Source organism: Parvularculales bacterium (assembly GCA_036881865.1).
GTDB lineage: Bacteria > Pseudomonadota > Alphaproteobacteria > JAPOUT01 > JBAJNM01 > JBAJNM01.
Map to the genome: position 1 here is coordinate 1 of JBAJNM010000025.1, position 22,132 is coordinate 22,132.

Annotated in this window: 21 protein-coding genes and 1 tRNA gene; 14 read left to right on the top strand and 8 right to left on the bottom strand. The window is 52.4% G+C overall.

All coding sequences use genetic code 11. The features are described 5' to 3' along the window. The 3 genes from V6Z81_06595 to V6Z81_06605 form a co-directional block, all read left to right on the top strand. The coding region (locus V6Z81_06595; protein MEG9862155.1) for a thiamine pyrophosphate-dependent enzyme at positions 1 to 761 on the top strand (761 nt) is incomplete at its 5' end. 104 nt (positions 762 to 865) lie between these two features. After that, entirely contained in the window at positions 866 to 1,477 is a 612-nt protein-coding gene (locus tag V6Z81_06600; protein MEG9862156.1) for an EipA family protein, read from the top strand. Between the two features lie 85 nt (positions 1,478 to 1,562). Continuing rightward, entirely contained in the window at positions 1,563 to 1,700 is a 138-nt protein-coding gene (locus V6Z81_06605; GenBank protein ID MEG9862157.1) for a hypothetical protein, read from the top strand. 110 nt (positions 1,701 to 1,810) lie between these two features. Here the strand turns inward: V6Z81_06605 and V6Z81_06610 are convergent, their stop codons facing one another. From V6Z81_06610 to V6Z81_06625, 4 genes are all read right to left on the bottom strand, one after another. Continuing rightward, positions 1,811 to 3,106 (bottom strand): MFS transporter, encoded by a 1,296-nt coding sequence (locus tag V6Z81_06610; GenBank protein ID MEG9862158.1) that lies wholly within the window; start codon positions 3,104 to 3,106, stop codon positions 1,811 to 1,813. Between the two features lie 77 nt (positions 3,107 to 3,183). Beyond that, complete coding sequence (locus V6Z81_06615; protein ID MEG9862159.1) at positions 3,184 to 4,479, bottom strand: MFS transporter; 1,296 nt, start codon at positions 4,477 to 4,479, stop codon at positions 3,184 to 3,186. Positions 4,480 to 4,628: 149 nt separating this feature from the next. Next, positions 4,629 to 4,703, bottom strand: a tRNA-Glu gene (locus V6Z81_06620). A gap of 84 nt (positions 4,704 to 4,787) precedes the next feature. Then, positions 4,788 to 5,186, bottom strand: coding sequence for a hypothetical protein (locus V6Z81_06625; GenBank protein ID MEG9862160.1), 399 nt, complete (start codon positions 5,184 to 5,186; stop codon positions 4,788 to 4,790). Here V6Z81_06625 and V6Z81_06630 point away from each other — a divergent pair. Continuing rightward, positions 5,185 to 6,282 carry an RluA family pseudouridine synthase gene (locus V6Z81_06630; GenBank protein MEG9862161.1) on the top strand — a complete coding sequence of 366 codons (1,098 nt, stop codon included), beginning with the start codon at positions 5,185 to 5,187 and terminating at the stop codon, positions 6,280 to 6,282. The two genes, V6Z81_06625 and V6Z81_06630, sit on opposite strands and share 2 nt — an antisense overlap. 27 nt (positions 6,283 to 6,309) lie before the next feature. On the opposite strand, the gene V6Z81_06635 is transcribed toward V6Z81_06630, so the two are convergent. Next, positions 6,310 to 7,686: a glutamate--cysteine ligase gene (locus tag V6Z81_06635; protein MEG9862162.1), complete on the bottom strand. Its 1,377-nt coding sequence runs from the start codon at positions 7,684 to 7,686 to the stop codon at positions 6,310 to 6,312. Positions 7,687 to 7,777: 91 nt separating this feature from the next. Beyond that, positions 7,778 to 8,527 carry a 16S rRNA (uracil(1498)-N(3))-methyltransferase gene (locus V6Z81_06640; protein ID MEG9862163.1) on the bottom strand — a complete coding sequence of 250 codons (750 nt, stop codon included), beginning with the start codon at positions 8,525 to 8,527 and terminating at the stop codon, positions 7,778 to 7,780. On the opposite strand from V6Z81_06640, the gene ubiA reads away from it, so the two are divergent. The 8 genes from ubiA (at position 8,526) to V6Z81_06680 (ending at position 18,048) form a co-directional block, all read left to right on the top strand. Continuing rightward, positions 8,526 to 9,587, top strand: a complete 1,062-nt coding sequence (ubiA, locus tag V6Z81_06645; protein MEG9862164.1) for a 4-hydroxybenzoate octaprenyltransferase — start codon at positions 8,526 to 8,528, stop codon at positions 9,585 to 9,587. The genes V6Z81_06640 and ubiA overlap by 2 nt on opposite strands. A 63-nt stretch (positions 9,588 to 9,650) precedes the next feature. Beyond that, positions 9,651 to 10,658: a fatty acid desaturase family protein gene (locus V6Z81_06650; GenBank protein MEG9862165.1), complete on the top strand. Its 1,008-nt coding sequence runs from the start codon at positions 9,651 to 9,653 to the stop codon at positions 10,656 to 10,658. Further along, complete coding sequence (locus V6Z81_06655; protein MEG9862166.1) at positions 10,658 to 11,995, top strand: metallopeptidase TldD-related protein; 1,338 nt, start codon at positions 10,658 to 10,660, stop codon at positions 11,993 to 11,995. The genes V6Z81_06650 and V6Z81_06655 overlap by 1 nt, the downstream gene beginning before the upstream one ends. Further along, positions 11,982 to 12,794, top strand: coding sequence for a 3'(2'),5'-bisphosphate nucleotidase CysQ (locus V6Z81_06660; GenBank protein ID MEG9862167.1), 813 nt, complete (start codon positions 11,982 to 11,984; stop codon positions 12,792 to 12,794). Before V6Z81_06655 ends, V6Z81_06660 begins: the two co-directional genes overlap by 14 nt. Before the next feature lie 98 nt (positions 12,795 to 12,892). Continuing rightward, positions 12,893 to 14,761, top strand: a complete 1,869-nt coding sequence (locus tag V6Z81_06665) for an ABC transporter ATP-binding protein (protein ID MEG9862168.1) — start codon at positions 12,893 to 12,895, stop codon at positions 14,759 to 14,761. Continuing rightward, the gene (locus tag V6Z81_06670) at positions 14,754 to 16,043 is read left to right on the top strand and encodes a 3-deoxy-D-manno-octulosonic acid transferase (GenBank protein MEG9862169.1); all 1,290 of its coding nucleotides are present in this window, start codon (positions 14,754 to 14,756) and stop codon (positions 16,041 to 16,043) included. The genes V6Z81_06665 and V6Z81_06670 overlap by 8 nt, the downstream gene beginning before the upstream one ends. A 16-nt stretch (positions 16,044 to 16,059) precedes the next feature. Next, entirely contained in the window at positions 16,060 to 17,139 is a 1,080-nt protein-coding gene (gene lpxK, locus V6Z81_06675; GenBank protein ID MEG9862170.1) for a tetraacyldisaccharide 4'-kinase, read from the top strand. Between the two features lie 3 nt (positions 17,140 to 17,142). Next, positions 17,143 to 18,048 carry a lysophospholipid acyltransferase family protein gene (locus tag V6Z81_06680; GenBank protein ID MEG9862171.1) on the top strand — a complete coding sequence of 302 codons (906 nt, stop codon included), beginning with the start codon at positions 17,143 to 17,145 and terminating at the stop codon, positions 18,046 to 18,048. On the opposite strand, the gene V6Z81_06685 is transcribed toward V6Z81_06680, so the two are convergent. Together V6Z81_06685 and xseA are read right to left on the bottom strand one after the other, a co-directional pair. Further along, the gene (locus tag V6Z81_06685) at positions 18,045 to 18,248 is read right to left on the bottom strand and encodes a DUF2093 domain-containing protein (GenBank protein ID MEG9862172.1); all 204 of its coding nucleotides are present in this window, start codon (positions 18,246 to 18,248) and stop codon (positions 18,045 to 18,047) included. The two genes, V6Z81_06680 and V6Z81_06685, sit on opposite strands and share 4 nt — an antisense overlap. Positions 18,249 to 18,259: 11 nt before the next feature. Then, positions 18,260 to 19,717, bottom strand: a complete 1,458-nt coding sequence (gene xseA / locus V6Z81_06690) for an exodeoxyribonuclease VII large subunit (GenBank protein MEG9862173.1) — start codon at positions 19,715 to 19,717, stop codon at positions 18,260 to 18,262. Between the two features lie 143 nt (positions 19,718 to 19,860). Between xseA and V6Z81_06695 the strand changes: the two genes are divergently transcribed. Together V6Z81_06695 and purD are read left to right on the top strand one after the other, a co-directional pair. Next, entirely contained in the window at positions 19,861 to 20,754 is an 894-nt protein-coding gene (locus V6Z81_06695) for a hypothetical protein (protein MEG9862174.1), read from the top strand. Between the two features lie 44 nt (positions 20,755 to 20,798). Beyond that, positions 20,799 to 22,070: a phosphoribosylamine--glycine ligase gene (gene purD / locus V6Z81_06700; GenBank protein MEG9862175.1), complete on the top strand. Its 1,272-nt coding sequence runs from the start codon at positions 20,799 to 20,801 to the stop codon at positions 22,068 to 22,070. The last annotated feature ends 62 nt before the right edge of the window (positions 22,071 to 22,132 follow it).

The window sequence follows — 22,132 nt, forward strand, 5'->3', positions numbered from 1 at the left end:
GCCTCAGGCATATCATTCTTGTTGGGGCAAAACCGCCGGTCGCCTTTTTCGCCTATCCCGATAAACCCGGTTGGCTTGCTCCCGATGATGCGCGCTTTACAACGCTCAGTGCGCCTCACCAAAGCGGTACCGACGCCCTTCATGCTTTATGCGAAGCGATTAAAGCCCCGCCCGAGCCTCACCGCCGTTATGAAAAATCTCTCCTCTCCCTCACTGAGGGACCGCTGACCCCTGACGCTTGCGGACAGGCCATTGCGCACTTTCTGCCTGACCACGCCATTATTTCCGATGAAGCGGCTACCTGCGGTTTAGCCGTTCATCAACAGCTGATACACGCGGCTCCATACGACATTCTATCCCTGACCGGCGGCGCTATCGGTCAGGGCTTGCCGGTAGCAACAGGGGCGGCACTAGCGTGTCCGGAGCGCAAGGTCGTCTGTCTCCATGGCGACGGCGGTGCCATGTACACCGTGCAAAGCCTGTGGACCCAGGCGCGTGAGAACCTTGACGTAACAAGTGTTATTTTTTCCAACCGCAGTTACGCCATTCTCAACATCGAACTGGCCCGCGTAGGCGCTGACAACCCCGGCCCGCGGGCGTTGTCTATGCTGGACCTCCATAATCCCGATCTCAACTGGGTGAATCTTGCCGAAGCCATGGGCGTATCAGCCGTACAGGCTACAGAGGCCCACGCCTTTTCAGATGCCTTTGCGCACGCCATGAAAACTCCCGGCCCCCATCTCATTGAAGCCGTCATTTAGGAACGCCGTTATTTGGTTAAGTCTTTTGAGGTATACTATCTCCCTGCCTGATTCGTGATTCGTGTTCAGCACTTACAGAACTCTGCCGTAAGGAGATTTAACCCGTGAAATTCCCAAAAACACTCTTTCTTCGGATGATCGCCGGTATGGCCATGCTGGCCGTCGTGGCCGCCTGTGGCACGTCAAGATCTGGCACACCATCAGCCAGTGTGCCCTTCGGCTCTTCAGGACTGGATACTTATGATAGTCAGGAAGTTGACGATGCATTGCTACAATTTTATGGTGATCTATCCGTTAACGTGGCCCAGGCCATTGACAGATTATTTTCCGAATATGGTGAACCCAACGCCTATATCACGGGCACAGACGCCAGCGGTGCATTTTTTGCCGGTCTGGTTTACGGGGAAGGCACGTTACACCTGAAAAACGGCGAAACCCGCAAGGTCTATTGGCAAGGCCCCTCCGTAGGCTTTGACTTTGGCCTGACGGGAACCAAAGTTTTCATGCTTGTCTATAATCTTAAACACCCCGAAAGAATATATCAGCGCTTTCCGGGTGTGGACGGGCGCGCTTTTGTCCTTGGCGGTGTTGGTGTTAATTATTTACAAAGCGCAGACACCGCTGTCGTCCCCGTGCGGGCCGGCCACGGATTCCGCCTCGGCGCCAGCGTGGGTTACCTTAAATTCACCGAAGAAAATCAGGCTAACCCCTTTTAATTGGCGAAATTCACCCGCTTAAAAACGCACAAAAAAGCGCCTAAAAACCGGGCATACTTCTCAAAAATGCGACTGAGGACCGGTTGTGTTTACGGCTGTTCCCGCACCCGTTATAGACCGGTTGCCTTGCCATTATTTTCTCAGCAGCGGTTACAATGGCATTAACGGTAACGGCGACCCTTATACCCTACTGCCCGATGGTTCGCTTGACGAACCGGAATGATTAATTGTAATCATTAAACAACTCCAATCTCCAAGGAGTAACGGCAAGCTGATTATTCGGCTTGCCGTTTTTTTATTTAACGCGTTAGCGTATTCCCTCTCGCCTACACGTTACCTTTCGCCTACCCGGTCCAGATTGTCTTTGAGATGGCGAGCGGCGCACATGAAGTGAACCATAGCCCACAGGCCAAAAATATTTACAATGAGAAGAGAGTAACGCAAAGAATCCTGCCCAAAGCCCGTTTCCAGCAGGTCACTCAAAATGCCGACGGTTTGCGGTCCTAACCCAAGACCGATAATGTTCAGAATAAAGAGCAACAGGGCAGCGGTCACCGCACGCATGCGGGGCTCCGCTATGGCCTGACACATGGCAAATGACGGCCCGAGGTAAAACAAACTCACCACCGCCGAAATAGCATACAGGATAAGCGCAAAAACGGTATCGTCCACCAAATAAAAAGCGACAGAAAAAGGTACTCCGATAAGAGCAGCCAAAACCGGCAACCACATGTTCCAGCGTACGTCGCGCTTAGAGAGTTTATCTGCCAGCACTCCCCCCATGTAAGTACCACAACCACCGGCAATACCAATAATAAGAGCCAGTGCCGTTCCACTCTGGCCGGTATCCAGCCCATGAGAGCGGGCCAGGAAAGACGGCAACCAGGCAATCGCCCCATAACCGATAAATGAACTCAGAGCCGTTGCCAGAGCGATATGAATAAAAGCCCGCCTGCCCCATAAATAGCGCAGCACTTCTTTTATGGGAGGCGTTTCAACGGTTTTCGTATGACCATCCGCATACCCGCGCGGCGGCTCGCGCAACCAGTAGCGTACGAAGATCGCCAACAGCAGACCGGGCAGCCCCACAGTTAAAAAGGTAATCCGCCATCCAAAGTAAACGTTGACCCATCCCCCCACCAGAAAACCTATCAGGATCCCCGCATTCACCCCGAGAGAAAAAAACGCTAACGCCGAGGCCCGTTCTTCCCGAGGGTACAAATCAGAGATGATGGAATGAGACGGAGGGCTGGTACCTGCTTCGCCTATGCCAACCCCTATCCGGGCTACCGCCAACTGCCAGAAGTTTGTGACGAAACCACACACGGCGGTCATCAAACTAAACAGACTTAAGGAAAGAGTGATGATGCGGCGGCGATTGTAGCGGTCTGCCAGCATGGCGATGGGAATACCAAGGGTGGCATAAAAAATAGCAAAGGCAATACCCGACAAAAAGCCTAACTGGGTATCAGACAATTCAAGAGCGTGTTTGACGGGTTCCAGAAGGATGGACAATATCTGCCGGTCTACAAAATTGACGGTATAGACGGCGGTCAGCAAAAGCAGCACATTGCGTCGATATTTTGGTGTAAAAACTTCGGCGGCATCCGCAGCGGTGTTGGTTGTCATACTGTCTCTTCTCTCTCCGAGGATATAACGGTAAGCCAAATATTCCGGTTTGCGTTTTTTAACTTAGCGCAAGCGTATTACCTCTGACCTACCCGGTCCAAATTGTCTTTGAGGTGGTGAGCGGCGCGCATGAAGTGAAATACGGCCCACAGGTTTAAGAGCGTTACAATAAGAAGAGCGTAACGCAAGGAATCATGCCCAAAGTCCGTTTCCAGCAGGTCGCTCAAAATGCCAACGGTTTGCGGCCCTAACCCAAGACCGATAATGTTCAGAATAAAGAGTAAAAGGGCAGCAGTCACCGCACGCATGCGGGGCTCCGCTATGGCCTGACACATGGCAAATGACGGCCCGAGATAAAACGCCCCAATACCCGCCGGAATAACAAACAGGCTAAGCGCCAAAAAAGTATCGGACACCAAATAAAAGGCGATAGAAAAAGGTGCCCCGATAAGAGTAGCCAAAACCGGCAACCACATGTTCCAGCGTACATCGCGCTTAGACAGCCTATCTGCCATCCACCCCCCCATGTAAGTACCGATACCACCGGCAATACCGATAATGAGAGCCAGCGCCGTTCCACTCTGGCCGGTATCCAGCCCGTGAGAGCGCGCCAGAAAAGACGGCAACCAGGCCACCGCTCCATAACCGATAAAAGCATTCAGAGCCGTTGCCAGAGCAATATGGATAAAAGAGCGCCTACTCCATAAATAGCGTATCACTTCTGCTATGGGTGGCGTTTTAGCGGTATCCGCATGACCATCCACATAGCCGCGCGGCGGCTCGCGCAACCAGTAGCGCACGAAGACCGCCAACAGCAGACCGGGCAACCCCACAGTCAAAAAGGCAATCCGCCATCCAAAGAAAACGTTGACCCATCCCCCCACCAGAAAGCCTATCAGGATCCCCACATTCACCGCGACAGAAAAAAACGCTAACGCCGAGGCCCGTTCTTCCTGAGGGTATAAATCAGAGATAATCGAATGAGACGGAGGGCTGGTGCCCGCCTCGCCTATGCCGACTCCTACCCGAGCCACCGCTAACTGCCAGAAGTTTGTGACGAAACCACACACAGCGGTCATCAAACTAAACAGGCTTAAGGAAAAAGTGATGATGCGGCGGCGATTGTAGCGGTCCGCCAGCATGGCGATGGGAATGCCGAGGGTGGCATAAAAAAGAGCAAAGGCAATACCCGATAAAAAGCCTAACTGGGTATCGGATAAATCAAGAGCCTGTTTGACGGGTACCAGAAGGATGGACAATATCTGCCGGTCTACATAATTGACAGTATAGACGGCGGTCAGCAAAAGCAGCACATTGCGCCGATATTTTGGTGTAAAAATCTCGGCGGCATCCGCAGCGGCACTGGTTGTCATACTGTCTCCTCTCTTACCCTGTAGAACAGGCTTATAGCACATATTGGCGGCCCTACCGAGTCAAAACTGGCTCTTTAGGTGGGGCCACTACCGCTATCTAATTAGCGGTATATTGTTGGAGTGTTTCGTATGTGCCGGGAGAATAGTTCTGGCGTCCCCTACGGGAATCGAACCCGTGTTTCCGCCTTGAGAGGGCGGTGTCCTAACCTCTAGACGAAGGGGACGAAAGTAAATGATAAAGAGTATACGGGTATATTAGCCTCACCCGTGTGAATTTGGCATATTTTTAGTCATCTTTACGCATCATCCTATTTACGTTCCATACTGAAACGTCCGATTTCATGGCCGCGCCGGATATCCATAATGATGATCTCCGCCCCCCCACCACGAGTGGCCACCCGAACAACCAGCCTGTCACCCTCCAAAATCATATCCTCCACCTTTCCCCCTGGCGGTAAGGGAATAGATTCAACTCCCCATAACCCCTTAGGCGGTACAGAGGTAGCGCTTTCCGGCTCTACCGTCAGGCGATAAATGATTGTTGTCGCGACAAGGCCAAATCCGGCGATCAGCAAAAGTCCCAACACTATCACCACCGCCTTGAGAACACGGGTAGACGGGGGTGCTGCCCCGTCATATCCCTCATCCTGTCCTGCCTGGGGGGAGGTCTCTTCAAGAGAGGGTTGTGGCGGTGTATTATCTGTCATGGTGACATCATCCTCTTCTCATCCGCCGGAAGCGGATCGTTCCGTGTTTCATGTTGCGGCCTCCACCGGGACCGCAGGCACACGCGTGGACCGCCTGTTGGCCGATGCTCTGGGTGCTTCCGGTATCAGCCGGGCGCGATTAAAAAATCTGATTGAAAATGGCTACGTCCAAAAAGACGGTGCCCCCCTCAACACCTCTACGATAAAAGACCCGTCATACCGGGTCAAATCCGATGACCGCTTTACGGTTCATATTCCGGCCCCGGAACCGGCAGCACCCCAGCCTCAGTCTCTCCCGCTTGCGGTTGTCTATGAGGATGAGGCTCTTATCGTGATTGATAAACCGGCGGGATTAGTGGTGCATCCCGGGGCGGGTAACCGGGATCAAACACTGGTCAACGCCCTGCTGGCGCATTGCGGGTCATCACTTTCCGGCATCGGAGGTATTAAGCGCCCGGGAATTGTGCACCGTCTGGATAAAGAGACCAGCGGACTGATGGTGGTTGCCAAAAATGATGCAGCGCATAATGCGCTTGCAGAGCAATTCAAAAATCATGGCGAGGATGGCCGTCTGGAGCGCACCTACACGGCCTTTGTGTGGGGGGGACCTCTACGGGCCGCAGGATGCATTGATGCACCTTTAGGACGCCACCCCCATAACCGCCTCAAACAAGCGGTCCGGGAACGCGGCGGCAGACATGCGCGCACCCATTACAGCGTTACGACACGTTATGGCCTAGCAAAACATGGCACGGGAAAACACGGCACTACAAGACAACATGATATGTCTCCCCTTGCCTGCCGCCTTGCCTGCCGTCTTGAAACAGGGCGCACGCACCAGATCCGGGTGCATCTTGCTCATGCGGGATATCCTGTGATGGGGGATGCTCTTTACGGGGCGGGCTTTCGGGCCTCCGCAAACCGGCTCTCCCCCATCGGACAGGAAGCGCTCAGGGCTCTTGGCCGCCAGGCCCTTCATGCCAGCGTGTTGGGATTTGAGCATCCTCTATCGGGCGAAAAACTAACGTTTGAAAGCCCTCTACCGGATGAGTTAACCGCTCTTGAAAAGGCTCTGGTATCACCAAATGTTCAATGAGGAGATTTATATACTTTCATAAGGGATTTAATAAGCGTTTTCCTTAAAAACAGGATCAACGCTACCGCCCCAACTATTGTGGAATTTATCCAGCAGTTCTTCGGCCGGAGTGCGGCCTGTCGCCAAAGTATCTTCCAGAGGTTTCAAAAAAATCTGCTCATCGGCTCCGGTGCCATCGGTATTGCCCCGCGCCGCTAACCCCTCACGGGCAAGGGCTACCATGTCGCGTGCCAAGTCCTGAACCCGGCCCTTACGAAACGGTGTTGCCAACCCCTGACGCGCAACGTTAGTGCGCAAATCATCACGCTCTTCTTCCGTCCAATCCCGCACCATATCGTAAGCGGCATCCAGAGACGGCTGGTGATACAAAATACCAACCCACAAAGCCGGCAAAGCACACAGGCGCTCCCATGGCCCGCCGTCGGCACCGCGCATCTCAAGAAACCTCTTGAGGCGGGCCTCAGGAAAAATAGTGGCCAGATGGTTTACCCAATCGCCGAGAACAGGCTGCCGGTCTTCCAGACCGGGCAAGCGATGAGCCAGATAGTCGCGAAAAGTTCCGGCGGTGGCATCAATATAACGCCCATCCCGATAGACGGTATGCATGGGCACATCAAGGACATAATCAACATAACGCTCAAAACCGAAGCCATCCTCAAAGACGAAAGGCAACATGCCTGTCCGGTCGGGGTCCGTATCCGTCCACGCGTGGGCACGATAAGAAAGAAACCCGTTGGGCTTGCCTTCCGTAAAAGGTGAATTGGCAAACAAAGCCGTGGCTACAGGCTGCAAAGCAAGAGCGACCCGGAACTTTTTCACCATATCGGCTTCAGAGGAGAAATCCAGATTCACCTGTATGGTGCACGTGCGGTACATGATATCCAAACCCAGACTGCCCTGCTTAGCCATATAGGACGTTAGGAGTTTGTAGCGCTCCTTGGGCATTACCGGCATTTCGGCGCGCTTCCACTTAGGTGTAAACCCAATCCCCAGGAAACCAACACCCAATTCATCAGCAACAGTGCGCACCTGATGAAGGTGAGTATGAACCTCATCGCAGCTCTGATGGAGAGTTTTCAACGTTCCGCCGGACAATTCAAACTGTCCACTAGGTTCCAGGGTAATAGAGCCATCTGCCGCGCTATCCGCCCCTTCCAGACCGATGATATTTTTCCCCTCCATGATCGGCTGCCAGCCAAAGCGGCGCATCCCTTCAAGCATGGCCCTGACACCACTATCACCGCCATACTCTATAGGCTTAAGGTTATCCAGATGAAAACCAAACTTCTCATGCTCCGTGCCAATACGCCACTCCTCCGACGATTTGCATCCCTCAGCCATCCACTCCGATAATTCTTCGGCACTTGTGACGGGTCGATTGTTTTTATTCGCCGGTGCGCTCATTTTTGTTTTTCGCTTTTTCCTGACTATATCGTCTTATAAAACACCACGCATACTCTGTCCATGACACGCCACTCTTTATATCCGGGCTTGCCTACGACAAATCCCCAAGTGCTACGTGCCACAAAGTTAACGCTGCTACCGCCGCCGTATCGGCGCGCATAATTCGCGGACCCAATGATACATTCACAACATCCTCCCGCGCTCTTAAAAGTTCGCGTTCCTCATCATCAAACCCACCTTCAGGGCCTACCAACACGGCCCATGACCTCTGCACCCCTTTCTTCCGTGACACTTCACGCAACTGATGAACAGGGGCAGTTTTTTCAGCCGCCTCGTCGCAAAACATAATCAACCTCTCCGGCGCATCACGTTCCCAATTCTCCAATAGGTACTCAAGAGACAGCACCTCTGTCACCACAGGCACCGATAACAAATGGCATTGCTCGGCCGCCTCTATGGCATTGGCACGTAACCGGTCAAGTTTCACGCGGCTCACTATCGTGCGGCGAGTCAAAACAGGTTGCAAACGGGCCGCTCCCATCTCCGTTGCCCTTTGTGCAACAAAATCAAGACGGGCCCGCTTCAGCGGAGCAAAGACAAGCCACACATTACAACCGGTCTCCTGAGAGCGGAGGAGAGTCTCAACGCATATCTCACCACCACGAGACCCTAATTGCTCAATGCGTCCGCCCCATTCACCATCACGGCCATTGAACACCACTACCTCATCACCGCGCTGACGGCGCATCACATTCAACAAATAATGAGCCTGTCCACCATCAAGCGCCACCGGCTGACCCGCCGCCAGCCCTCCTTCAACAAATAACCGCAGCACTGTCATGGCATTGCACCTGCGCTCTACCCTCATGAACAAAATAGCCAAGCATGGTGCATCATACTATAGTAGAGAGTATGACACTCTGGAAAAGCTGACATTCATGCCCCACGACCCGCTTCCCCCATCGTCTCGCCCCCCGCCCCCGCCACTTATTCAGGATGCCGCACCAGACAGTTGGGTTAACCGCCGTGCGCCATTTTGGTCGCAGCCCTGGTTGCGTCTTATGCGGGTGGACAGACCTGTTGGCGTGTGGTTGTTGATGCTGCCCTGTTGGTGGAGTATTGCACTGGCCGCTTCTGTTACGGGTCATATGTTGCCTGATTTTTTTCTGCTCATGCTGTTTGCTCTTGGGGCTTTTATCATGCGGGCGGCGGGATGCGTCTGGAACGACCTTCTTGACCGGGATCTGGACTCCCGCGTTGAGCGCACCCAAAACCGTCCTCTGGCCTCGGGTCAGGTCAGCCCGGAAGGCGCTTTGATATTGTTAGGGCTGTTGCTACTGGGTGGGCTGATTATTCTGCTTCAGTTTAATGGTTTAACAATTGCTCTTGGGATTTTCTCTCTCATACTTGTCGCGCTTTATCCGCTAGCTAAACGATACATCCGGTGGCCTCAGGCAGTGTTGGGATTTACGTTCAACTGGGGTGCTCTTATGGGCTGGAGTGCCGTTACCGGTGAACTCAGCATAGCACCTGTTCTTCTTTATGTAGCCGCCTTCGCATGGACTATAGGGTATGACACTATCTACGCTCATCAGGACAAAGAAGATGATGCTCTCATCGGTATTAAATCCAGTGCTCTTGTGCTGGGCAAAAACACCAAGCCATGGCTCGCTATCTTTTATACGCTAACAATCATTGGTCTTTTTCTTGTTGGCCCCCTAATGCAACTCGGCCTCCTTTACTATGTGGGGCTTATTTTTGCCGGATGGCATCTTATCCAACAAATTACCGGGCTTGATATTGATAACCGGCAAGATTGCCTGGTAACGTTTCGCTCTAACCGCGATTTCGGTCTGGTTGTGTTTTTCACCATCATGGTGGGCATTGTGAATTTTACATAAATCTGCCACAATGACTCTCATACCTCTGAATCTCATGCCTCTCAGGCCAGCCGGAGGAGATTAATGGAGTACGCTTCATACCGCCCACCGCCACCGCATACACTGCTAACCCCCGAACAGTTGGCACAATTGCGCACACGCTCTAACTGGCGTGGTCTGTGGCTCGTAATCCATGCATGGGGTGTTATTTTCGGTGCCATGGCCCTGTTTGCCCTGTGGCCCAATCCTCTTACTTTTCTGGCGGCCATTTTGATTATCGGTGCCCGCCAGTTAGGACTGGCCGTCTTAATGCATGATGCGGCCCATAATGCTCTTGTAGCCTCTCCCCGTCTTAGTGCCATCCTCGCGCAATGGTTTTGCGCCTACCCCATGCTGGCAGACACTGACTCATACCGCCGGTATCATCTAAAACACCATGCCGCCGTTCAACAATCAGATGATCCTGACCTTGTGCTATCGGCTCCCTTTCCTATTACCCGTAAAAGCATGCGCCGCAAATTATGGCGCGATATCAGCGGACAGACCGGCTTTCAACAACGCAAAGCACAAATTATCAACGCGCTGGGAACATCAGACCAACCGTTAAGAGCGCGCCTTGCACGATTTATAAGAAAACTGGGCCGTCCACTTTTGACGCATCTTGTCTTGCTGGGGATACTGGCGGCGTCGGGCTATTGGTTTTACTTTTTCCTGTTCTGGTTACTGCCCCTGTTAACATGGCAGCAACTCGTGACCCGTGTGCGCAATATTGCCGAACACGCCATGGTTCCCGATAACAATGACCCCTTCCGCAATGCACGCACCACAAAGGCCGGATGGATAAGCCGCGCTTTTATTGCTCCTTATTGGGTGAACTATCACGTAGAACACCACTTACTTTTGTGGGTTTCCTGCTATCGCCTGCCTTTGCTACGACGCTTTCTTGAAGAGAACGGACACGGCGAACGTATTGAAACGGCGGCATCCTACAGAGCCGTTTTGCGGCTGGCCTCTTCACGGCCTGATTCAAAGGATCGTCCCGGTAATATTGTCCACGACGGGCGCCGCCGCGCCAGTGCCAGCGCCGCTTAATGACTGACAAAGACATCACCCTCCTTGACGATGTGGTAGCCCGGGCCAAAGCCGCGGGCGCTACGATGGCGGATAGCTGGTTAAGCCGCACCGAGGCTTTGACCACACACTGCCGGTTGGGTCAGACAGAGCATATTGAACGCACAGAGGGGCATTATCTGGGGTTACGGGTTTTTGCCGGTATGCGTCCGGCATCAATCTCTACGACGGATATATCACCCCACACCATAGACCCTCTGATTGAGCGGGTGATGGATATGGCGCGTGTTACACCGGAGGATCCGTGGGGTGGCCTTGCGGACCCGGATAGTCTGTGCCGCAACCCGCCCGCGCTGGATATGGGCGATGATGTAACGCCGGAGGCCGAGGCCCTCATGGAGCGGGCATTGGCGGCTGAAGAGAGTGCTTTATCGGTTAAGGGTGTAACGAACTCTGAGGGTGCGCGGGCGGGTTGGCGGCGCTCCCGAACGACGCTGGTCACCAGCGACGGTTTTGCCGGTGACTCCTCCGCTGCACGACATTTCTTATCTTGCTCGGTGCTGGCGGGTGAAGGAGATACTATGGAGCGCGATTATGACTATGCGCTAACCTGCCATCTTACTGACATGGAGTCCCCCTGTGTTTTAGGAAAACGGGCGGGAGAAAAATCAGTGCGCCGCCTTAACCCGAGCAAAGTTAAAAGTCAGCAAGCTTCACTGATTTATGACCCGCGTATTTCTAATGGGCTACTCAACCATCTGGCTTCTGCCATCAATGGTATAGCCATAGCCCGCAACACCAGTTTTCTTAAAGATTGTATGGGTAGTGCCGTTTTTGCCTCCGGCATTCAAATTATTGACGACCCTCACCGCCCACGAGGACTACGCAGTCAGCCCTTTGACGATGAGGGCGTGGCATGCGAAAAACGTCTGCTGGTAGATGATGGTCATTTGCAGAGCTGGCTTCTGGATAGCGCTACAGCGCGTCAGTTAAAACTCAAAACCACAGGTCATGGTGTGCGTAACGGGGGAGGTATGGGTGCTCCGGGACCGAGCAATCTTTTTATGGCAGCAGGAGCGCTAACACCGGACGAACTCATTGCTGAAACGGGCGACGGTTTTTACATTACCGAACTCATTGGCATGGGAGTAAACGGTGTTACCGGTGATTACAGCCGGGGAGCTGCGGGGTTTCGTATTGAAAATGGTCAGATTGGTGACCCTGTAAGTGAAATCACCGTAGCAGGTAATCTGAAAGACATGTATGCCCGTTTAACCCCTGCCGATGACCTTAATTTTTGCTATGGCGTTGATGCTCCCACCGTGCGCCTTGAGGGGATGACGGTTGCCGGTTCCTGATGAGGATCATGCTCTCTTAAACGAAGCCGTGAGAGAGGCAGGTGCGCTCGCCATGACCTACTTCAACGGTTCCGTCAAGACATGGGACAAGCCGGACGGAACCCCTGTCAGCGAAGCTGATATTGCCGTCGACGGGTTGCTCCATGAGCAGTTGACGGACGCACGTCCTGACTATGGATGGTTATCCGAAGAGCAAGAGGATAATCCCGAAGAGCGCCTGAAAAAACAACGTGTGTGGATCGTAGACCCCATTGATGGCACGCGCGCTTTTCTTAAACAAAAACCTCATTTCGTTATATCCGCCGCTTTGGTAGATGATGGCGTACCGATAGCCGCCGCTATCTTTAACCCCGCCACCGAAGAGTTTTTCGAGGCTACCCAACATAAGGGAGCGTGTTTGAACGGCGAACCCATTCATGTAACCAACACCCAAAAACTTGAAGGATGCCGCATGGTTGCCAATCCGGACATGTTTCATCATCCCGGCTGGCGACGTCCCTGGCCGTCTATGGAGGCCGAAAACCGAAACTCCATCGCTTACCGGTTGGCTCTGGTAGCCAGTGGCGCATTTGATGCCACCATGCACTTAAGCAGTCTGTCTGACTGGGATATTGCTGCCGCCCACCTCATCCTCACAGAAACCGGAGGCCTCATCACCTGTCACAATGGTAATAGCCTGACCTACAATCAGCGCAACCCATCCCATATTAGTGTTGTGGGGGCTAACCCCTCTCTCCATGCAGCTCTTATGGCTCAAGTGGGAGATATTGTGTTCCCCTCCTCAAAGAAGGCCATCTAACAAGACCCCAAAAGGCGTTTTTCTCTCACGCGCAAAACATGGTAAACAGGGATAATTTGTGAATCATCTCGCCATCTGCTGTCCGGGCTCATCGCCTTATGCCTTATTCCGTTCCTGCCTCAATAGAGAATACGCCTCAAAACATGCGCTCCTACGGCATTATACGTTGGGTGGCACAACATTATATATGGCCCGAACGCAAACTGGTTACCTTCGGTGTTTTAACAAACATCGGCCTTGCCAGCACTGCGGGCGCTATTCCCTGGCTCATCCAGCAAACCGTAGATAGCGTCTTTGGTGATAGCCCTTCTTTCTTTTCCCAGTTTCAGTTTTTTTCCGGCTTGAAGGAAACCTTCGGCCTTGAAACCGCAGCCGATGAGCGGTTGGCTATTTTATACATCATAACGGCACTCTCCATCATTATCATTAGTTTGCGATCTACCCTAACTTACATTGCCAACACAACCTTTGGCTATGTAGGGCAAAAACTTGTCACGCGCCTTCAAAAAGATTTATTCAATATCATCATTCATGCCGATTTAATCTGGCTGTCTAACATCCACTCCGGAAAAGTCATTACCCACTTTACGGCCGACATACCCCGCATGCAGACGGCTATGGTGGCGTCTCTTGTAAATATCACCCGCAATCTTCTGATTGTGATTGCTCTTTATGTCACCCTTTATGTGCTAGACTGGCAAATGGCCCTTCTAGTAACCGTGGCATTCCCTCTTTCAGCCTTTATAAGCAATCGTCTGGCAAAACGTTCCCGAAAATCCACCGGGCTCAATCTTGAAGTCATCAGTGTCATTTCCAAACTGATTTCAGAATCACTAAACGGCATCCGCATTATCAAAGCGTATGGCCGGGAAAAATTCAAAATGGAACACGCCCATGATGAGATTAACAAGGCACAGCGTTATGCTTTCAAGGTTGTTCGCGCCGGGTCAGCTTCTGCCCCCTCAACAGAAGCCATTCTCGGCTTTGGTGTCGGGTTTCTGATTTTCTACGGTGGCTACCAAAGCATTAACGGCAATTTAACAACAGGCGAGTTCACCGCTTTTATCACGGCAGTTGCCCTGATGAGCACTCCCATGCGCACCATCGCCAGAAGCCAAAACGTACTTCAGGAAGGCGTTGCCGCGGCCCAACGGGTGATTACCCTGTTATCTATAAAGCCAAAAGTGTTCAACGCTCCCGATGCGCGTCCTCTGAAAATAGACAATGGCGCTTTGTCATTTGAGGATGTGCATTTTGATTATCCGGGAGATCGCTCTGCCCTCCATGGCATTAATTTCACTGTGCCCGCTGGTCGTGTTGCAGCTCTGGTGGGTCCAAGTGGCGGTGGCAAAAGTACTATCCTTGGCCTTGTGCCCCGGTTTTATGACCCCCAAAAAGGCGCTGTTGTTATTGACGGACAAGATTTGCGCCAAACCACTCTGGAGAGCACACGAACGGCCAGTGCCATTGTTACTCAAGACCCCGTGCTTTTTGACGATACGATTTATGCCAATATCGCTGATGGCAATCCGCAAGCCCCAGAACAAGATATTATAACTGCCGCCCGTGATGCCAACGCGCATGATTTTATCAGCGCCCTGCCGAACGGATATCACACGGTTATCGGTGAGGGAGGTACACATCTTTCCGGCGGACAAAGACAACGTATCGCCATCGCACGTGCCTTGGTGAAAAACGCCCCCATCCTCCTGCTGGACGAAGCAACATCGGCTCTGGATACCGCCTCGGAGTTACAAATCCAAAAAGCGCTGGAAATATTGATGAAAGGACGCACAACCCTCATCATCGCTCACAGGCTCTCTACCGTAAAACATGCTGACTATATATTTGTTGTCAATCAAGGGCGCATTGTTGAGAGTGGCAATCACGATACATTGCTCAAAGCCGGTGGGCTTTATGCTGAATTGTGTCAATCCCAGCTCATCGGTGCGGCATCCGATGCCTGATGCCGTGAGTCTGCCAGCAATACTCGCTCTTTACCGCATCCTTACATTTGGTGCAGCCCCCCTGTTGCCCCTTGTCACCCGATGGCGACTTCACCGCAACCACGAAGACCCCCACAGAATAAAAGAACGCTTCGCTAAATCACTTCCCCCCCGACCGGATGGTCCGCTTGTATGGTTACACGGCGCGAGTATGGGGGAGTCTCTTTCCGTTTTACCTCTCATTGAAACCCTCAAGAGTAAAACCACTCCCCTGACCGTCCTGATGACCACCAACACCACCACATCAGCACACCTTATGGAACAGCGCCTACCGACAGGCAGTTATCATCAATATGTTCCCCACGACCACCCAACCATTGTCAGCCGCTTTCTGGATCACTGGCAACCTGATTTGGCAGTTTGGGTTGAATCTGAACTATGGCCCAATCTAATACTTCAGACCCACGCCCGCCGATGCCCAATGGCTCTTATCAATGCTCGTCTTTCAGAGAGAAGTTTTCGTAACTGGTCTCGTGTGCCAAATAGTATTGCACGCTTGCTTGCCTGTTTCTCTTTATGTATGGCGCAAGACAAAATCACTGCCGAGCGATTAAGAACACTCGGCGCCTCATACGTTAAAACCCCGGGCAATCTGAAATGGGATGCTCCGCCCCTTGAGGCCAACCCCGACCACCTAACCGTACTGAAAAACAGCATCAACGGGCGCCCCGTATGGATTGCCGCCAGCACCCACCACGGAGAAGAAGAAACAGCAATAAAGGCTCATCTTGCTCTTATCCGGCGCCACCCGTCTCTTTTAACTATCATTATTCCCCGCCACCCTCACCGGGGTAATTCTATTGCCCGCATGGTAAACCGCTACGGCCTTACCGTAGCGCAGCGCTCAGAAAGCCAACCCTTAAAATCCTCTTGTGAGATCTATATTGCGGACACCGCCGGCGAGATGGGATTATTCTACCGTCTCTCCCCTCTGGTGTTCATGGGCGGAACCCTAACCCCACACGGGGGACAAAACCCCATGGAGGCCGCACGTCTTGGGTGTTGTGTGTTACATGGGCCTCATGGGTTTAATTTTGCCGATGCGTTTCAGTTATTGAATAATGCCGGGGGCGGCTTTGAGGTCGGGGGGCCGGATGCGCTTGTTCCAGCTCTTGAACAACGCCTTAACCATACGTCGCAAACTGTCACCGAAGGAGAGCAAGCGCAAAAAGCAGTCGAAGGACTCGCCTCCATAACCAAAAATGTAGCTCAAGCCCTTATGGGTCTACTACCTGCCTGCTAACAAGCGTTTCACGCCCATGCCCCCGCGCCCTCCCAGATTTTGGTATCCACCACCCAACACGCAAAAGCGTGCCACCCTGCCGACTCGATTCTTAAGCCCTGCAGCCTCCCTTTACGGGCTGGGCGTACGCCTTAAGCAGCGGTTCACTGTTCCGGCTCGGGAGAGTGTTCCGGTGTTTTGTGTGGGTAATCTAACTGTTGGAGGTGCCGGAAAAACACCTGTTGCTCTTATGGTCGCTGAAAAATTACGTGCAAAAGGAGAAAGCATTCACTTTCTCACCCGCGGGTATGGCGGTGCTATACGACTCCCTACACAAGTGGCGAATATCCACAAGGCCCACCATGTAGGCGATGAAGCTCTGTTGCTTGCCAAATTTGCTCCAACATGGGTGGGGCGGGATCGGGCGCAAAGCGCCCGCGCGGCCATTCGGGCAGGGGCTACCGTATTAGTGATGGACGATGGTTTCCAAAACTGCGACCTATACAAAGATTTATCTTTTCTCGTCATAAGTGGTGAACAAGGGCTGGGCAATGGGAAACTTATTCCATCCGGCCCTTTGCGGGAGCCTCCTGAAACCGCCCGTGCCCGCACTGATGCTCTCATTGTGATGGGCTCTACAGCGCGAGACGACGTAAAAGAGTTCATTGATAATTGCCCCTCTCCTGTTTTTACGACTACTCTTAATCCTAACGTGCCTCCCTCGTGGAAGGGCAATCAAGAAAAACCCATGCTGGCATTTGCAGGTATCGGATATCCGGATAAGTTTTTTCAAACTCTGCGCGAAACCAGCGCACATCTTGCTGCTGTGTCAGATTTTCCCGACCATTATGTTTACAAAGAAAAAGACGCCATACGTCTCCTTGATGAAGCAGCGCGTCTGGGTGCTCAACTTGTGACAACAGAAAAGGACGCCATGCGTCTGGCCTCCGCCCAGCCTGATAGTGCCTGTTATACCCTTCATAAGCAAACCATCACACTTCCTGTAAAGGCAACACTGGATACAGTAGAAAACAACGCTGCGTTTGACCGCTTACTCCAGACGAGTCTCGATGGTGCCCGTACCATGCACAACTACCATCTACCCGGGTCAGCATAAATCATGAAGTTTATTTTCTTCGGTTATAGATTACGACACTGGCTTGAAGTTGCCGCACTATTTTTGTATGTGGGGATTTGCCTTCTTTTAGGCCTCAAAATCGCTTCTGCACTGTGGGGATTCGTTGCACGCACCATAGGGCCTTACCTTGGTATCTCCCGCCGCATCCGGCGTAATGTCGCCCGCGCCATGCCAGACATATCAGCTGAAGAGTGCGCCGCTATCGAAAAGTCCGTATGGGACAACGCCGGACGCGCCACTGCCGAAATTATTCACCTCAAACGACTTGCCAATAATGACAAATACTTCACCATAACCGGCACCGAACATATCCAAGCAGCAATTGACAAAGGCAAAGGCGTCGTTTTTATGTCCGGACATTTTGCAAACTGGGAGATGCTACCTAAAGCTGCCCAGACCTTTGAGATTGAATGTAACATAACCTATCGTCAAGCTAACAATCCCCTGGTGGACCGGTGGCTCACCAATCAACGCCATAGCGCATGGGGGCATACGTTCTCACCCAAAGGACAAAATGCAGCCAAAACCATGATAAGGTTTTTAAAAGTCGGAAAATCAGTTGCCACGCTGGTAGACCAAAAAGAAAACCAAGGCATTGAAGCTAAGTTTTTCGACCTCCCCGCCATGACAACCCCTGCACCGGCCCAATTGGCTCTGCGTTATGGTGTGCCTGTCATTTTAGCGACCATTACCAGAGAGCCAAACCCCGACAATCCAGAGTCGCTATTTCACATCCATAGCCGACCCCTTCAGCCGCCACCCGCCACCGGCAACACACAACAGGATATCGCCCTCATGACTCAATCTATCAATGATTTTCTGGAGGCCCATATCCGCAAGCGACCCGGTGAATGGCTATGGCTACACAATCGCTGGTCTGACGATTAAGATCTATCTCCCAGAACACGCCGGAAGGAAATTTCTGCCGAGGCATAAGCCTCCTGATGCTCAATACTCCAGTACTTAAGCTCTTCCAGCGTAATGGGTGCTCCGGTAACACCGCACCGCACAAATTTCCCGGAGCTTATAATATAAAACTCTCCCGGCCCATAGGAAAGTTGAGCCTGTTCGATATCTTTAAAACTCATATTCACGAACTCTATCCTGTATCATCAAAAAGGGTGCCCTGAGATAAGGTACGAGATGTGCGGCGACGTTTAGGCGATGACTTTGCCGACTTCGGTGCATCTTCAACCCGAACCGTAACCTGCTCATGGCCGGTGAACTCAAGACTCAATGCCTCACCCAGAGAGATCTCCTGTGCGCGGCGCACAAGACGTCCCTCCGCACCCCGCACCAATGCGTACCCCCGCTCAAGGGTTGCCTCATAAGAAAGCAGCCTCAACCGTTCTGCCGCTCCCTGCATTTGCTGCCCCTTATACCGCAATGATGTAGCAAGATGTCCTGTTAAGGTTTTGTCTACTGTTGCAACCCGATGGCCTCCACTCTTAAGAGAAGCCGTAACCAAATGCCGGCCCAAACGACCTGCAGGTCCCGCAAGAGAGGCCGTCTTGGCCATAACATGGCGTCCAAGTCCTGTGGGCAACCGACCGACCGCTCCGTCAAGACGCTGGCTGGGCAAAGCCAGCAATGCCGAGCGATGTGGCAGCCCTCGCACCACTCCGTGCATCTGATTTTGGCAACCAGTCACAAAACGCTCTACCGCCTGAGCCTGACGACGCGCCACTGACAGTAAACTCCCCATAAGATCACCCCGAACCGGTGTTGCTATTTCTGCCGCCGCACTTGGAGTAGGAGCACGCCTGTCAGAAGCGAAATCAATTAACATTGTGTCCGTTTCGTGGCCAATGGCAGAAATCACGGGTATCTCGCTTGCCGCCACAGCCCGCACAACAGCCTCTTCACTGAAGGGCCATAAATCCTCAAGGGAACCGCCACCCCGTGCTATGATCAATAAATCAGGTCGTGCAACGGCATCATCAACGCCCAGACGATTAAACCCCTCAATGGCCGTCACCACCTCTTCTGCGGCCTGTGCACCCTGAACACGAGCAGGCCACACCAGAACATGGACCGGAAAACGGTCCTGCAACCGATGAAGAATATCTCTAATGACGGCACCCGTGGGACTTGTCACCACACCAATCACCTTTGGTAAAAATGGCAAGGGCTTTTTACGCATCTCATCAAACAAGCCCTCTGCAGCTAATTTTCGGCGGCGTTCTTCCATCAACGCCATAAGAGCGCCCGCTCCGGCATGGCTCATGGATTCAATAACAATTTGATAGCGCGACTGGCCAGGATAAGTGGTTAATCTGCCAGAGCAGATAACTTCCAGCCCCTGTTCCGGCTTAACATCAAGCTTGTTCACGGCAGACTTCCAGATAATGCCAGAGAGCACCGCTTGCTCATCTTTCAAATCAAGATAAACATGTCCAGATGCCGGACGACTCACACGACCCAACTCACCACGCACCCGAACATAACCAAAAGCATCCTCTACCCTTTTCTTCACCGCAAAGGAGAGTTCAGAAACTGTATATTCCGACAGATTGTCAGAACCAGATAACTCCTTTTTGGGCGTCTTTTCCGTCATGGGTTCGGTAGTATTTCTGTGACCATAATCCAGCCCTACCCTATCACCAAAACCTCGTCCCTTAAAACCCTAACAACCCTTGACCCTACCCGCCCCATAAGCAACTATCGCTTCGTTAACTTTATAACCTTGTCTTGTTTCCCATGGATGTCACCATATTCGGCCACTCCCTGCGTCATTGGTTAGAAGCAGGCGCTCTGTTCTCCATATGGGGCGCTCTTCGCTTGCTTGGCGTGAAGTACGCCTCAGCTCTGGGAGGCATAATCGCCCGCACCATCGGGCCATACCTTCGCGGCTCCCGACGTATTCATGACAACCTTGCCCTCGCCATGCCTGAGATCGCCCCGCAACAAAGAGCCTTCATCGTCAAACAAGTCTGGGAGAACATAGGACGTGTCTTTGCCGAAACTCCATACCTCGTCCACATCAGCAACAGTGATAATCACATCACTTGTACCGGCATAGAGCACATTCAGAACGCCGCCAAACATGGCAAAGGGATCATCTTTCTTGGTGGCCATCATGCTCACTGGGAGATGATGCTCAAAGGACCCCGCGCTGCCGGATTACACTCTCATCTTGTTTACCGTCATTTTGAGAACAAACTGATAGAAAAAAGAATCGTCGCCCTAAGACAACGGGCATGGCAACTAACAACTGTCGCCAAAAACCAGAACGCCGCCTCAACCATCATAAAATCTCTACGCTCTGGAAAGCCTGTCGCTATGTTAGTAGATGAAAGAGACAAAAGAGGCATTGAGGCTAAATTCTTCAACCTACCGGCCTTAACATCGCCGACACCGGCAAAATTAATTTTGCGCTATGATGCGCCGGTTATACTGGGAAGCGTAACTCGTGAGCCGGGGCCACGTTTTCATGTGACTCTGCGGCCCCTTGAAAAGCCACCTCTAATCGGAAACATGGAGCAGGATATTGTAAGGTTGACACAAGCCATCAATGATTTTCTGGAAGCATGCGTTCGGGAGCGTCCCGGTGAAAACTTCATGTGGATGAAAGACCGCTGGCGACTTTTCTGATCGTTGTCATACTAGTTGGTGAACCTTTTTATGAGTAAACATATATGAATGTTCTGGTTATAGGCGGCGGCGGACGTGAACATGCTTTATGCTGGGCGCTTTCCAAAAGCCCTGTTTTGGAGGCTCTTTATTGTGCGCCCGGCAACAGTGGCATTGCAACATTAGCACAATGTATGCCTCTTGACGGCGAACAGCCTGATGCCGTGATTGGTTTTTGTCGGGAGCACCATATTCATCTGGTGATCATTGGTCCTGAAGCACCTTTGGCGATAGGGCTGAAAGATAAGTTGGAGGCTGCAGGGGTGTCTGCATTTGGTCCAACGGCGGCAGCAGCGCAGCTGGAAACCTCTAAAAGCTTCACCCGCGCTTTGTGTGACACCTATGGCATCCCGGGGGCTGCGTGGCGGCAGTTTGACAACCGAGACAGCGCAAAAGCCTATGTGGACACCCAACCCCTACCACTTGTTATCAAGGCCGATGGGTTGGCCGCAGGCAAGGGTGTGATTATTGCACCAGATGAAGCCACAGCCCTAAGTGCCATTGACGATATGTTTGATGGTGCTTTTGGGGAGGGCAGCCAGCGCATTGTGATTGAGGAATATCTTACCGGCGAAGAGGTGAGCTTATTTGCTCTGTGTGACGGAGAGACGATTCTCCCATTGGCGGCGGCGCAAGACTATAAAAGAGCGGGTAATGGAGATAGCGGCCCCAACACAGGCGGTATGGGAGCGTGCTCTCCTGTTCCGTCTTTTAGCACTGCTATGCAAACCCGCGCTATGGAGACTATTATCACCCCCACCATCAGGGCCATGAAAGAACAGGGTATGCCATTCACAGGTATTCTCTATGCTGGCTTGATGCTCACGAATGATGGCCCTCGTTTAATTGAGTTTAATGTACGCTTTGGTGACCCTGAGTGTCAGGTTTTGATGATGCGGTTGCAATCAGATTTGCTTACGGCATTAAATGCTGCCGTGGATGGCACACTGCACGAGATTTCTTTGGAGTGGCGGCAAGAGGCAGCTCTTACGGTGGTTATGGCCTCCGAAGGTTATCCCGGGACTTATAAGAAAGACACATCCATCAGGGGATTAGAAAAAACAGCAACCCTTGAGGGGGTTGAGGTTTTTCATGCTGCAACAACCCTTGATGAGGCAGGGATGGTGCGTGCTACAGGAGGACGGGTTCTCAACATAACGGCTTGTGGAAAAACCCTTGAAGAGGCCCGAAGCCGCGCTTATGAGGCCATCCGGCCTATTGACTGGCCACAAGGATTTTATCGCACCGACATTGGCCATCGCTCTTTGAAGTCATAGCGCTCTCGCCCATCAGGACCGGATGGCTTATACTGAAAGGTAGAAAAATAATCGAGGAAAGA

What these genes read in the sequence shown, in the direction of transcription:
- V6Z81_06615 (MEG9862159.1), bottom strand. Translation starts at nt 4,479, where the DNA reads ATGACAACCAGTGCCGCTGCGGATGCCGCCGAGATTTTTACACCAAAA.
- V6Z81_06655 (MEG9862166.1), top strand. Translation starts at nt 10,658, where the DNA reads ATGACTGACAAAGACATCACCCTCCTTGACGATGTGGTAGCCCGGGCC.
- V6Z81_06610 (MEG9862158.1), bottom strand. Translation starts at nt 3,106, where the DNA reads ATGACAACCAACACCGCTGCGGATGCCGCCGAAGTTTTTACACCAAAA.
- lpxK (MEG9862170.1), top strand. Translation starts at nt 16,060, where the DNA reads ATGCCCCCGCGCCCTCCCAGATTTTGGTATCCACCACCCAACACGCAA.
- V6Z81_06625 (MEG9862160.1), bottom strand. Translation starts at nt 5,186, where the DNA reads ATGACAGATAATACACCGCCACAACCCTCTCTTGAAGAGACCTCCCCC.
- V6Z81_06630 (MEG9862161.1), top strand. Translation starts at nt 5,185, where the DNA reads ATGGTGACATCATCCTCTTCTCATCCGCCGGAAGCGGATCGTTCCGTG.
- V6Z81_06670 (MEG9862169.1), top strand. Translation starts at nt 14,754, where the DNA reads ATGCCTGATGCCGTGAGTCTGCCAGCAATACTCGCTCTTTACCGCATC.
- V6Z81_06685 (MEG9862172.1), bottom strand. Translation starts at nt 18,248, where the DNA reads ATGAGTTTTAAAGATATCGAACAGGCTCAACTTTCCTATGGGCCGGGA.
- ubiA (MEG9862164.1), top strand. Translation starts at nt 8,526, where the DNA reads ATGGCATTGCACCTGCGCTCTACCCTCATGAACAAAATAGCCAAGCAT.
- V6Z81_06650 (MEG9862165.1), top strand. Translation starts at nt 9,651, where the DNA reads ATGGAGTACGCTTCATACCGCCCACCGCCACCGCATACACTGCTAACC.
- V6Z81_06695 (MEG9862174.1), top strand. Translation starts at nt 19,861, where the DNA reads ATGGATGTCACCATATTCGGCCACTCCCTGCGTCATTGGTTAGAAGCA.
- V6Z81_06665 (MEG9862168.1), top strand. Translation starts at nt 12,893, where the DNA reads ATGCCTTATTCCGTTCCTGCCTCAATAGAGAATACGCCTCAAAACATG.
- V6Z81_06635 (MEG9862162.1), bottom strand. Translation starts at nt 7,686, where the DNA reads ATGAGCGCACCGGCGAATAAAAACAATCGACCCGTCACAAGTGCCGAA.
- V6Z81_06680 (MEG9862171.1), top strand. Translation starts at nt 17,143, where the DNA reads ATGAAGTTTATTTTCTTCGGTTATAGATTACGACACTGGCTTGAAGTT.
- V6Z81_06640 (MEG9862163.1), bottom strand. Translation starts at nt 8,527, where the DNA reads ATGACAGTGCTGCGGTTATTTGTTGAAGGAGGGCTGGCGGCGGGTCAG.
- xseA (MEG9862173.1), bottom strand. Translation starts at nt 19,717, where the DNA reads ATGACGGAAAAGACGCCCAAAAAGGAGTTATCTGGTTCTGACAATCTG.
- purD (MEG9862175.1), top strand. Translation starts at nt 20,799, where the DNA reads ATGAATGTTCTGGTTATAGGCGGCGGCGGACGTGAACATGCTTTATGC.